The organism is Exilispira thermophila, from assembly GCF_055389015.1.
Map to the genome: position 1 here is coordinate 1,916,184 of NZ_AP042476.1, position 13,453 is coordinate 1,929,636.

Consider the following 13,453-nt stretch of genomic DNA (forward strand, 5'->3'; position numbering starts at 1 on the left):
ATAGAGAGAAAACAAATCAATGGAAAAGATAAAAATTTTTCTTAAAAACAATATAAAAACCAGAGTTTTGAATGGACATCCATGGATATACAAAAATGAAATTGATTATAAAAAATCTAATTTAAATTTAGATGAAAGTGATATTGAAAAAGGAAGTCTGGTTGAGGTATATCACAAAGATACATTTATTGGAACAGGTTATATAAATCCCAATTCAAAGATAATTATAAGACTTTTATCAAAAGAGAAAATTGATATTAATAAAGATTTTTTTTATAAAAAAATAAAAAAAGCTATAAATTACAGATTAAAACATTTTAACAAAGAGGATAGTTTTAGAGCTATATTTTCCGAAAGTGATGGATTACCAGGCCTTATTGTAGATAAATTTGGAAAATATCTATCATTGCAAATTTCTACATATGGAATCTATCAATATAAATCTATAATAATTGATATTTTAAAAGAACTTTTTAGTCCAATTGCTATTTTTGAAAAAGATGATGAAAACTTTGCTAAAATTGAGGGGTTTCCCCCAATTGATAACTGGATTTATAAACAGGGACCAGAATTAATCCCTTTAAAAATTAATGGTATAAACTTCTTTGCAGATACAAAAGGGCAAAAAACCGGTTTCTTTCTCGATCAGAGATTAAATGCTTTAGAAATTTTAAAATACTCAAAAGGGAAAATATGCCTTGATGCTTTTTCATATACTGGTAATTTCGGCATTCATACCCTTGTTGGTGGGGCAAAGCACACTACTTTTATTGATTATTCAAAAAGAGCTCTTTATGTTCTGGAGCAAACTTTAAAAGCAAATAGTATTGATAAAAACAAAACTGAAATAATAAATGGGAATAGTTTTAAAATTCTTAAAAAATTTGAATCTTTATCTAAAAAATTTGATATAGTTATAATAGATCCCCCATCAATGACAAAATCAAGAAATAACTTACAAAATGCAATCAAAGGGTATAAAACATTAAACAAATTAGCAATATCTATATTAAATAACGAAGGATTGCTTTCAACCTCCTCCTGCACACAACTTCTTTATGAGGAAGAATTTAAAAAAATAATTCATGAAAGTGCTTTAAAAAACAATTGCTTATTGAAACTTATTTATAGGGGTCAACAACCACCAGATCATCCTGTTGTTATGAATATTTTAGAAACTGAGTATTTGAAAAATTATATATTTGAAATTGAAAAACTAAAATAACTATATATCAATCTCTGCAGGGATTCCTCCTACAATTTTAATAGCTTCAAATGAAATTAGAAACCCTGCTCCAGCTTCTTGAAGGTCTATACCAGCATCTTTTAATAAGGTTGTCAAATAATCTATTTTTGCTACATTGTTTATTATTCCGATAAAAGTCTTTGAATAAGGGTTTTTCCCTTTAAAATAGGTTAATCCAGCAAATAATGGAATATCATAAGCCATTTTTTTCTCTAAAGTTTCACTATCAATTATTAATGTTGTTTGAGCTCCTATTTCCAGTAATGATGATATTACAGCTGATTCTTTCTTTGGGTCATTTATAGATAGAATAAAAATATACTTCCCTTTTTCCCCACCTTCTTCAATTGGAATTATATCATTTTCTGCTACAATTTTTCTAAATTCTTCAGTGTTTTCTGAAAGGATGAGTTTATTTCTTATATTTTCATCTTTTAATAATCTTGATACTTTTGCTAAAACCTGCAAATATTGAGTACTTTCAGTTTTTGGAAATAAAAACATAAAAATAAGTTTTACAGGTTTATTATCCATTGCATCATATTTTATCCCTTCTGGTATTGTAGCTGCTAATATCACAGCTTTATCAATATGTTCAGATTTACAGTGCGGAATTGCAACACAATTACCAATCCCTGTTGTTACCTGCCTTTCTCTTTCAACAATTTCTTCTAAAATAGGTTGTATTGATGCTTCTGGAATTAAACCTTTCTTTGCCCCATTTTGAATTAATTCTTCAATAATTTTAAATTTTTTATTTTTTTTTAACTTTAAGAATATCCCATCACTTTTCAAATAATCTATAATATACATAAATTACCTCCTATTTATATTTTTGATTTATAAATTGTTAGTTTTTTATTGAGTTTCTGGAATATACTTTTTTGAGAAAGAATTTATTGTCTTAGTTCTCATCATTTTCTTTCATTTTTATAATATTTTTTCCATAAAACAAGTAGTTCAATAACATTTAAATCCCCTATCAGTTTTAAATCATCATCAACTACAGGAATTTCACCTGCTTTTTTTGTAAATAAAATCTGGAAAGCTTTCTCAACACTATCATTATCTTTTATATAATAAATATCTGGATTCATAAAATCCTGTGCATGAATTTCAGAAATAGAAGAAATAACTTCATATCCTGTAAAACTGGTTGAAGAATGAAAAAAAGAAGTTGAATAAAAATCTAAAGAAATTTTTTTTAAAATCTCCTGTATTGTTATAATACCTTTAAGTTTTTTTTCTTTATCAATAACATAAACAGCTCTAATTACTGGATTTTCAATAAATTTATCAATAACATCATTAATTAAACTATTCTCATAAACAAAACAGGGCTCACCCGTAATTAATTTCCTGATTTCTCCAATTTTACTGTTTTTCATATTAAAACTCCAGATTAATTTTCTTTTATAATAGAACAAATTTTATTATAAAATAACTTTTTTAATAATTAATTTATCAATTTATTATTAACTAATTTACCCAAACTTATTAAAATTTATTTAACTTCCTGAAATAATTGTCTTACTATTTTAAAAAATTTCAAATTTTAAAGTAAAAAAATATTATATTTTATGTTACATTACTTTCTTTAAAACTCATTTTTAATAAAAATGGAGTAACAATTGCAGAAATTATTACAAGTAAAACAGTTGTTGAAAATTCTGTTTGAGTAAATATTCCTTTTGTTAAAGCCATGGAAGAAATAATTAAAGCAACTTCACCCCTTGGTATCATTCCAAAACCAGTTCTAATTGATTGTTTCCATGTAAAACCGCCAAATTTTGCACCAAATCCTGCACCAAATGACTTACCAGCAACTGCAAAAATTATAATCAATATTATAAACCAGGGATTACCTGAAACTTTTTCAAGATGAGTTTCAAGCCCTATATTTATAAAAAAAACTGATACAAAAAAAGATTGACCCAGTGCTTCAATTCCTTCTATTATATTTCTTTTACTATCTGTTTGACCAATAAATAGCCCTGCAAAATATGCACCAGTAATTTCAGCAACACCTGAAATTTTAGCTCCCCATGCAAAAAAGAAACAGATAGCTAAAGCTATTGATAAAACAGAATACTCTATATTTAGTCTTTTTGAATAAAAAATAGCAGGTTTTATTAAAAAATATCCTATTAAAAAGGTTAAAATAAAGAAAATAAAAATTTTACCGATTGACCATGTTATATTTGTTCCACCAGAATGTAACCCAAATACAAATGTTAAAAGGATAATACCAATAATATCATCAATAATTGCTGCACCTAAAATAGATGTCCCTTCTGGTGAATGCAGCCTTTTCATATCAATTAATGTCATTACAGTAACACTTACAGAAGTTGCTGTTAAAACTGTTCCAACCAATGTGGCATTATAATGGTCTTTACCAAAAAATAAAGCTGTAAAATACCCTAAAACAAAAGGGATAATAACTCCACCAAGAGCAGTAAATAATGAAATTTTACCCTGGCTTTTCATTTTTTTTATATCAGTTTCAAGTCCTGCAGAGAAAAGAAGCATAATTACTCCAATCTTTGCAAGATATGAAATTACAATATCAGTTTTAACTATATCAAAACCAGATGGCCCTAAAATAATACCAATTATAAGCATACCTAAAACCGGTGGCATTTTTAATTTTAATGATAAAGATGACCCAACTTTAGCAAATATCAATATTAGAGCAAGATGTAATAAAAAATGTTGATTAACAACAACTTCTCCCATTTAATTATCCTTCAATAATAAAAATAAAATGTAAACAAAAATAAAATATATTTTATACCACACTATTAATCTTATACAATATATGCCAATTTTCACATATTATTTTAATTATAATTTTATTTATAATTTTTTCAATTAAAAATATATATAATAATTATTTGTTAGAAGCAATCTATATTTTGAAAACTTAAGTTAAATAAAATAAAAAATGCTTGATTTTTTTAAAAGAAATTTATTAATGATGTTAACTTCTAAAAAAATATTATTGAATCTAAGCATTGATGGTAAAAGATCATTATCTAAAATATACAATTTTTTCATAGAAAGAAAGGATTATAAATATAAAAATATATTTATTTTTGATTTTTATGAGTTTATTACTGAACTTTATTACAATCATATTATAGAAGAAATTTAAGTATGACAAAACAATTAAAAGAATTTTTCCCCAATTTTACAGTTTTTAAAAATGAAAGTTTTTCCAAATTATGGTTAGCTCAAATTGTATCTGAATGTGGAAATCACTTAAATTACATAGCACTTATGACTTTTCTTTATAACAAAACACATAATTTGCTTAATGTGAGCCTTCTATTAATAATTAAAGCAATAACCCGTATTATTTTTTCTCCAATATCAGGGGCTATAACAGATAAATATAATAAAAAAAATATTATATTAATTACTGATCTGGTTAGGGGTTTTATAATAATTTTATTAATTATTTCATTTAATGTTATATCTATTTATATATTAATATTAATTCTAACTATAATGGAAGTATTATTTAGACCTGCGATGTCAACAATATTACCTGAATTGGTAACTGATAAAAATCTATATAAAGCTAATTCAGTTATATCAGTAACATTTGATTTTATTTCTGTTATTGCTCCAATAGTTGGTGGCGCTATAGTTAGTTTATCTGGATATGTATGTGCTTTATCTATTGATTCTGCTACTTTTTTCATATCTTTTTTTATAATATTATTTGTTAAATATAAAAATAATAATAACAAGATTAAAGATAAAGATAAAGACAATTATAATTTTAAATATAAATTTAATATTATATTAAAAGAGATAATTAATAATAAAATTATTTTCTTATTAATAGTAATCAACACAATGTTAATGTTATGTGGTGGTGCTTTAAATGTATTGCTGGTTCCAATTAGTAATGAAATGGGAAAAAAAATGTCTTTAAATCTTGGTTCATTATTCTCTGCTATTGGTATTGGTTTTCTATTTGGATCAGTATTATTAAATATTAAATTTATATGCGATATAAATGAAAAAGTTAAAATTATCATTGGATTAATATTAATGTTTATTCCAATAATTTTATGGGGATTATTTAGTAAAATATGGTATATTTCCCTTCTTGCTGGATTTATTAATGGAGCTGGAAATACAATATTTGGAGTAAATTCAGAAACTTTATTTATTTTAAATTCACCAAAATCTCGACGTGGATTATATTATGGAATTGCAAATACATTTTCTAATATATCAAATTTAATATCATTAAGTTGTGTCGGTATATTATTTAGTTTAATGAAATTAAAATATGTTTTATATTTGTTAGCTTTAATAATGTTAATAACAATTTCTTTTGCATTTCAAATTAATCAAAATCTGAATTCAGACAAAGTAAATGAATTAGAATAAAATCTTTTTCTTCTTCAATTATAAATCATAGTACAGAGATTATCCATAACATCTTTTCTCGATAACATATTTATGTTGAAAAATTGTGAAATAATTGAACAAGGGAAACATGAAGAAATTTTGAAAAATAATAACTATTATAAAATGTTATACAATAAATATTTCGAAGAATAGATTAAATTATTTTCTATAGTGTAGTAAAAACAACAAACAATAAAAAAGGTATTGTCCTGAAACTTAGGTTAAATTTTTCAATAAAAAGAAAGCTGTCTCTTAAGTTTTGAGACAGCCCATTTCATTTAAATCAGATATTTAAATCATAAACTAAAGCTTTTCAAGAATAATTGCTGTACCCTGTCCTCCACCTATACATAGAGAAGCAAGCCCTCTATTTGAATTTTGTTTTAACATTTCATAAAGTAAAGTAATTGTAATTCTTGCTCCAGATGCTCCAATAGGATGACCTAAAGCTATTGCACCACCATTCACGTTAACTTTTTCCTTTGGAATTTCAGGTAATTCTCTGAAAACAGCAATACTTTGAGCTGCAAATGCTTCATTCAATTCCCATAAATCTATATCATTAAAACTAAAACCAGACTTTTTAAATACATTTTTAATTGCAGCAACAGGGCCAATACCCATAATTTCAGGTGGTACTGCACCTGATGCATAGGCAACAATTTTTGCTAGAGGTTTTAAATTATATTTTTTAACTGCTTCTTCCGATGCTAATACAAGCATGGCTGCACCATCATTAATACCTGATGAATTTCCTGCAGTTACTGTACCATCCTTTTTAAAAGCAGGTCTTAATTTTGCTAGTTTTTCCAAAGTTGTTTTTCTGGGGTGTTCATCTACCTCAAAAATAGTAATATTACCTTTTCTATCCTTAATTTCAACAGGTGTAATTTCATCTTTGAATTTGTGTTCTTCAATAGCTTTAAAAGTTTTTTGCTGAGACTCAAATGCAAATTTATCCTGTTCCTCTCTTGATATATTGTATTTTTCAACAAGATTTTCTGCAGTTACCCCCATATGATAGTTATTAAAGATATCAGTTAACCCATCAAATACCATATGATCTACTATTTCACCATTACCTAATCTATATCCATACCTACCCTTTTTTAAAAGATATGGAGCAAGATCCATATTTTCAGTTCCACCAGTAGCAACTATTTCATTATCTCCAACAAGAATAGATTGAACACCTAAAATAATTGCTTTCATCCCTGAACCACAAACCTTATTTACAGTAAAAGAAGGTTTATCTACAGGGATTCCAGCTTTAATTGAAATCTGTCTTGCAGTATTCATTCCAACACCTGCTTGCAATACATTTCCAACAATAACCTCATCAATCATTTCTGGTTTAATATTAGCTTGTTCAAGACATGCTTTCAATGCAATTGCACCCAATTCTGGTGCAGGTACATCTTTTAATGTACCACCCATTGTTCCAATTGCTGTTCTTTTTGCAGCAACGATATAAACTTCTTTCATACTGCCTCCTAAATAAAAAATAATTATTTAAAATATGTAATTTCATTAATTAAGTATGCAATTGTTAACCTCTTATTTAACGATATAATTAAAAATATTAATTAATATATTTCCAATTAATCTATTTTTAATTAATATAATTTTAATTAATATATTTCAATTAATTCATAATCTTTTGTTCCCATACCCTGCGATTCACAATAATCTATAAGATGGGAATAGTTAATATTTGGTCTATATGTTTTAAATTTATCCTCCACCCCATTTTGAAAATCATGAATATTTTTAATAACATCTTTATGAATATGGTCTTGATAATCTTTACTATTTTTAAATAATTCAGGAAAATAAATTGTTTCCTTATTAACAAGATCAACTGATGCTTTATCAATAGCTACAGGATCATATGAAAATAATATTCCAATATCTGGAGTCAATGGATATTCAGAATAATCCATACAATCACAATTTGGTGTAATATCCATAATAAAATTTATATAGAGTATTTTTTTATTTAAATCTTTTAAAATAAGACTTGCAACTTCCCCCATCTTTTCTAAAAACCTTTCTGAAGATTCATTCCATAATATTTTTAAAGCATGTTCAGGACAAACTGTAATGCAATCTGCACAACCTATACATTTATCATAATCAAAAGTTGCTTTACCTTTAATTATTTCAATAGCACCAGTTGGACAATATGTTTTACAAATTCCACATCCAACACATTTATCAAGATTGATTTTTGGTTTAACATCTCCATGCATTTGTTGTTTAGTTGATCTTGTAGCCATACCCATAGATATATTTTTTATAGCACCTCCAAAACCTGCTGCAATATGACCTTTTACATGAGATATAACAACAACTTCATCAGCATTCGCAATATCACCTGCATATTTTATAAATGAAAAATATTTTGAATTAGGAGTATCAATTTTTTTAAAATTATTTGATTTTATACCATCAGAAATAACTATAGGACAGCCAATTGAAGAAAAATCAAATCCGTTATATATAGCACAATTTAAATAATCTATTGCATTTGACCTTTCTCCATAATATAGTGTAGTTGTATCCGTTAAAAAAGGGTTAACACCTTTTTTTAACAAATTTTCAACAACTCTTCTAACATAAATTGGCCTTATATAGGTTGTATTACCTTTTTCTCCAAAATGAAGTTTAATAGCTGTTAAAGAACCTTGTTTGTAATGAGGGTTAATTTTATTAAAAACCTGATCAATATATTTTAAAATTGATTTCCTGGTTTTTTTAAAATTGATAAAATATACTGGTTCCCCCATAAAAACTCCTAAAAATTAAATAATTTTTTTTAACAAATATTTATAATTATTTAAAAAAATATAATTATTTAAAACACTTTTACCTATACAAAATAAAGTAATGTTTTCAAAATATTTTAAATTTGTAAAATAAAATTACAACAAATCAAATATTTAACAATAGTTTTTTGACAATATACTTTTAATTGACTTTTCAATTATTTATTTTATTTTATTCAAAAACTAATACCTGAATCTAGAAATTAAATATGGAGGTTATATTGTGGCATATAATATGATTGTACTTGCAAAACAGGTACCTGACACTCACAATATTTCGGGTGATGTTATGAAAGAAGATGGAACAGTTAATAGAGCTGCTTTACCTACAATATTCAACCCCGAAGATTTAAATGCTTTAGAAGAAGCATTAAAAATTAAAGAGCAATTTGGTGGTAAAATTACTGTTATAACTATGGGACCTCCAAATGCATCAGAAATACTTAGAGAATCATTATTTCGTGGTGCTGATGATGTAATTCTTCTTTCTGATAGAAAATTCGCTGGGGCTGATACTCTTGCAACCTCATATGTTCTAGCTAAAGCAATTAAAAAAATAGGTAACTATGATATAGTATTTTGTGGAAGACAGGCTATTGATGGAGATACTGCACAGGTTGGTCCACAGGTTGCAGAAAAACTTGGGATTAATCAGGTTACATTTGTTGATAAAATTAATAGTATTAATAAAAATATTATTAAAGTTGAAAGAAGCATTGATGGGGGTTATGAAGAACTTGAGGTAACTTTACCAGTTTTATTAACAGTTACATCTGAAGCAAATATTCCACGCCCACCTTCTGTAAAAAAAATACTAACTTATAAATATGCAATGACTGAACTGGAAATGAAAAATTATGATGAAGAATATATTCAATCAAATGGGATTCATAAACAACATTTTCTAATAAAATTGTGGAACCATGATGATTTAGGAATTGATCCTGAACAATGTGGATTATCAGGTTCACCCACAAAAGTTAAACAAATTGAAAGTGTTGTTTTAGAAGCAAAAGAGAAAAAAGTAATCACTCCAGATAAAGAAGGTTTGAGTCTTCTTATTAGTGAACTTATGAAAGAACATATAATAGGATAGGGGGTAATTAATGTCAACTTCTGAAGTATGGATTTATATAGAACATTATAAAAACAAAATTGCTGATGTTAGTCTTGAACTTCTTGGGAAAGGCAAAGAACTTGCAAATCAGCTCAATGTTAAACTTGGAGCTATTCTAATAGGATATAAAGTAGATTCCGTTTTTGAACAACTTTTCCATTATGGAGCTGATAAAATTTATTATGCTGAAGATGAAATCCTTGAAGAATATACGACATTACCATATGCAAGAATAGTATGTGATCTAATAAAAAAATACAATCCTCAAATTGTTTTATATGGAGCAACTACAAATGGTAGAGATTTAGCACCAAGAATAGCATCAGAATTAAAAGTTGGACTTACAGCCGATTGTACAAACCTAAAAATTGGTGATTATACTGGTAGAACAAAAGAAGGTTCAATAAAAAACTATAAAAATATACTATATCAAATAAGGCCTGCATTTGGTGGAAATATAATTGCTACAATTGTTAGTCCTGATTATAGACCTCAAATGGCAACTGTTAGAGAAGGTGTTATGAAAATGCCTGAACCTGACAAAAGTCGAAAAGGGGAAATTGTTAGATTTAAACCAGTTATTGATAAAACACTTTTGTTAACAAAAATTATAAAAAAGATAAAACATGAAAAATCTGTTAATTTAAAAAGTGCTTCTATAATTGTTTCAGGTGGTATGGGTGTTGGATCAAAAGAAAATTTTGAATTAATTTATAAACTTGCCCATGTCCTTGGAGCTGAAGTTGGTGCATCCCGCGCTGCTGTTGATGCAGGTTTTATAAGTAAAGACCATCAGGTTGGACAAACCGGGGTGACTGTTAGACCAAAATTATATATTGCTATTGGAATTTCAGGACAAATTCAACATATTGCTGGAATGTCTGAATCAAATAGAATTATTGCAATCAACAATGACCCTGATGCCCCAATATTTGATATAGCACATTATGGTATTGTTGGAGATTTAAATGAGGTTGTACCTCGATTTATTGAAATATATCAACAATTAAAAAAATAAGGAGATTATATGTCAAATTTTTTTAAAGATAATGATGATCTTCTTTTCAAGTTTAAAAATATTGATCTTGAAGAAGTTATTGAATATAAAGAAAATCATTTTAAAGATAAGGATAAATACCCTTATGCTCCTAAAAACCTTAAAGATGCAATGGATTCATATTACAGGATTTTAGATGTTGCTGGACAAATTTCGGGTGGAATTATTGCACCTTTAGCACCAGATGTTGATGAAGAAGGTGCTCAATTAATTAACGGTGATGTAAAATATGCAAAAGGTACAGAAATCTCTTTAGATGCATGTAAAAAAGCTGAATTAATGAGTTTAACTGTTCCAAGAGAATATGGTGGATTAAATTGTCCTACAACTATCTATAATATGGTCATTGAGATGGTATCCAGAGCTGATGCTTCATTTATGAATATTTTTGGTTTATCTGCAGATATTGCAAACACAATTTTTAAATTTGCAGATGATGATATAAAAAAAGAATATATACCAAAACTTGCAAGCGGGGAATGCACAGCTGCAATGATTTTAACTGAACCAGATGCCGGAAGTGATTTGCAAGCTGTTATGTTAAAAGCACATAAGGATAAAGATGGTCAGTGGTATTTAAACGGAGTAAAAAGATTTATTACTAATGGAAATGGAGATATTGCACTTGTACTTGCAAGAAGTGAAGAAGGTACTCATGATGCAAGAGGATTATCAATGTTCCTTTATGAAAGAGATAAACATATGAAAATAAGAAGAATTGAAAATAAACTTGGAATACATGGATCTCCTACCTGTGAACTTCAATTTAATAATGCTCCTGCTAAACTTATTGGAGCAAGAAGAATGGGACTTATTAAATATGTTATGTCATTAATGAACGAAGCTAGAATTGGAGTATCAGCTCAAGCTCTTGGTATTGCAGAAGCTGCTTATAGAGAAGCAAAAAAATACGCTGAGGAAAGAATACAGTTTAAACAAAAAATAATCAATTTCCATCCTGTTTCTGAAATGCTTCTATCTATGAAGATGAGAATTGAAACAGCTAGAGCTTTATTATATGAAACTACAAAATATGTTGATTTGAAAGAAAGTATTGAACAATATATAAAAGAAAATCCTGAAAAAAAGATTGAACTAAACCCTAAACTAAAGAAATATAAAAATCTTGCAGGGGTTTTAACTCCTTTAACAAAAGCTTATGTAACAGAAATCGCAAATAAAGTTACATATGATACTATTCAGGTTCATGGTGGAACAGGATATATGAAAGATTTTAATGCTGAAAGACATTATAGAGATGCAAGAATTACAAATATCTATGAAGGAACCACCCAACTTCAAATTGTTGCTGCAATTGGAGGGATTATGAAAGGTGTATTATCAGAATCATTTGATGATTTTGATAATAAATTTGATTTTTCTAATCTAGGTCATTTTCACAAGATTGTCTTAGATATGAAAAATATTTTTGAAAATACTGTGCAGTTTGTTAAAGAAAAAAATGACAAAGAACTTATTGCATATCATGCTAGAAGACTTGTAGAAATGGGGACAAATGTCTTTATTGGATACCTTATGCTAAGAGATGGACTAAAATCTGAGAGAAAAAAAGCAATGACTAAATATTTTTTAGAATATGCTTTACCAGAAGTTAAAATGAAATCAGAAATTATAAACAATGATACAGAATTCTTTTTTGAAAATAAAGATATCCTGATAAATGGTAAAAATTAATTTTTAATTTAACCAACTATTCAAAATTTTACTTTTCAATTTCCAGAATTTTAATTAAATTATATAACACATGGTAATAATTTTGTTGTTATCATAAAATAGTTATCAAAATTATTATTTTGATTATTACTTTTAATTGCTATAATTACATATTTAAGAATTAAAAAGAAAACAAAATAGGAGTGAGTATGTTGCTTGAAAACAAAGTGGGTGTAGTTTTAGGGGTTGCAAATAAGTTTTCAATAGCTTATGGTATTGCAAAAAGAATAAAAGAAAATGGTGGAAAAGTTGTCTTATCTTACCTTAATGAAAAATTTAAATCTAAAATTGAACCTATTGCAAAAGAACTTGATGCAGATCTGTTCGAACTTGATGTAACTTCACCTGAAACAATAGAAAACTTTTTTAACAATGTTAAAAAGAAATATGAAAAAATTGATTTTCTTGTTCATTCAATTGCATTTGCAAATAAAGATGACCTTAAAGGAAGGTTTTATAATATTTCAAAACAGGGATTTTTAAATGCAATGGAAGTTTCTGCTTATTCATTAATTGAAGTTTCTAAAGCTGCACTTCCGTTAATGAAAGAGGGAGGTTCTATACTTGCATTAACATATGATGGTTCAACAAAAGTTTACCCTTCATATAGTGTAATGGGTGTTGCTAAAGCTGCACTGGAAGCAATAGTAAAATATTTAGCACATTGTTTAGGAGAAAAAGAGATAAGGGTAAATGCAATTTCTGCAGGACCCGTAAACACTATTTCAGCAAGGGGAATAAGTGGTTTTTCAAAACTTTTAGATCATGCTAAAAAGAAAGCTCCTTTAAAAAGAAATGTTACAATTGAAGACATTGGAAATGCAGCTACTTTTTTAGTATCGGACCTGGCTTCCTCAATTACTGGTGAAATATTATATGTTGACAGTGGAATGAATATAATGGGAATATAAATTTTATTTTTAATTAAAATAATTAAAGCTTATTTCTCCTTATATAAACTCTCTTTAAATACATTTTATATTTTTTTAATTCTTATATATTATTAAAAATTTATTATTTACCCTGTATTTAAATACAAT

At 26.9% G+C, this 13,453-nt stretch carries 12 protein-coding genes; 7 read left to right on the forward strand and 5 right to left on the reverse strand.

The features are described from left to right. Positions 1–19: 19 nt before the first annotated feature. Positions 20–1,225, forward strand: coding sequence for a class I SAM-dependent rRNA methyltransferase (locus ACZ5EC_RS08085; protein WP_464301973.1), 1,206 nt, complete (start codon positions 20–22; stop codon positions 1,223–1,225). Here ACZ5EC_RS08085 and ACZ5EC_RS08090 read toward each other — a convergent pair whose 3' ends face one another. The 3 genes from ACZ5EC_RS08090 to ACZ5EC_RS08100 all read right to left on the reverse strand — a co-directional run bounded on the left by ACZ5EC_RS08090 (position 1,226) and on the right by ACZ5EC_RS08100 (position 3,985). Continuing rightward, entirely contained in the window at positions 1,226–2,059 is an 834-nt protein-coding gene (locus tag ACZ5EC_RS08090) for a PTS sugar transporter subunit IIA (protein WP_464301974.1), read from the reverse strand. It abuts the gene before it with no gap. Positions 2,060–2,160: 101 nt separating this feature from the next. Beyond that, a complete protein-coding gene (locus tag ACZ5EC_RS08095; protein WP_464301975.1) occupies positions 2,161–2,634 on the reverse strand; it encodes a CBS domain-containing protein in 474 nt (157 codons plus the stop codon). A gap of 190 nt (positions 2,635–2,824) precedes the next feature. Next, the gene (locus ACZ5EC_RS08100) at positions 2,825–3,985 is read right to left on the reverse strand and encodes a cation:proton antiporter (RefSeq protein ID WP_464301976.1); all 1,161 of its coding nucleotides are present in this window, start codon (positions 3,983–3,985) and stop codon (positions 2,825–2,827) included. Positions 3,986–4,193: 208 nt separating this feature from the next. Between ACZ5EC_RS08100 and ACZ5EC_RS08105 the strand changes: the two genes are divergently transcribed. Together ACZ5EC_RS08105 and ACZ5EC_RS08110 are read left to right on the forward strand one after the other, a co-directional pair. After that, positions 4,194–4,403, forward strand: a complete 210-nt coding sequence (locus tag ACZ5EC_RS08105) for a hypothetical protein (protein WP_464301977.1) — start codon at positions 4,194–4,196, stop codon at positions 4,401–4,403. A 2-nt stretch (positions 4,404–4,405) separates the two neighbouring features. Beyond that, entirely contained in the window at positions 4,406–5,656 is a 1,251-nt protein-coding gene (locus ACZ5EC_RS08110; RefSeq protein ID WP_464301978.1) for an MFS transporter, read from the forward strand. Positions 5,657–5,980: 324 nt separating this feature from the next. Here the strand turns inward: ACZ5EC_RS08110 and ACZ5EC_RS08115 are convergent, their stop codons facing one another. Next, on the reverse strand, positions 5,981–7,162 hold the full coding sequence (locus ACZ5EC_RS08115) for an acetyl-CoA C-acetyltransferase (RefSeq protein ID WP_464301979.1): 1,182 nt from the start codon (positions 7,160–7,162) through the stop codon (positions 5,981–5,983). Positions 7,163–7,308: 146 nt separating this feature from the next. Further along, positions 7,309–8,466, reverse strand: a complete 1,158-nt coding sequence (locus ACZ5EC_RS08120) for a DUF362 domain-containing protein (protein WP_464301980.1) — start codon at positions 8,464–8,466, stop codon at positions 7,309–7,311. A 262-nt stretch (positions 8,467–8,728) separates the two neighbouring features. Here ACZ5EC_RS08120 and ACZ5EC_RS08125 point away from each other — a divergent pair, with 262 nt between their 5' ends. From ACZ5EC_RS08125 to ACZ5EC_RS08140, 4 genes are all read left to right on the forward strand, one after another. After that, positions 8,729–9,601, forward strand: a complete 873-nt coding sequence (locus ACZ5EC_RS08125) for an electron transfer flavoprotein subunit beta/FixA family protein (RefSeq protein ID WP_464301981.1) — start codon at positions 8,729–8,731, stop codon at positions 9,599–9,601. A gap of 10 nt (positions 9,602–9,611) precedes the next feature. Then, positions 9,612–10,640, forward strand: a complete 1,029-nt coding sequence (locus ACZ5EC_RS08130) for an electron transfer flavoprotein subunit alpha/FixB family protein (RefSeq protein ID WP_464301982.1) — start codon at positions 9,612–9,614, stop codon at positions 10,638–10,640. Positions 10,641–10,649: 9 nt separating this feature from the next. Continuing rightward, positions 10,650–12,374 carry an acyl-CoA dehydrogenase family protein gene (locus ACZ5EC_RS08135; RefSeq protein ID WP_464301983.1) on the forward strand — a complete coding sequence of 575 codons (1,725 nt, stop codon included), beginning with the start codon at positions 10,650–10,652 and terminating at the stop codon, positions 12,372–12,374. Between the two features lie 188 nt (positions 12,375–12,562). Beyond that, positions 12,563–13,324 (forward strand): enoyl-ACP reductase FabI, encoded by a 762-nt coding sequence (locus tag ACZ5EC_RS08140; RefSeq protein WP_464301984.1) that lies wholly within the window; start codon positions 12,563–12,565, stop codon positions 13,322–13,324. Positions 13,325–13,453 lie beyond the last annotated feature (129 nt).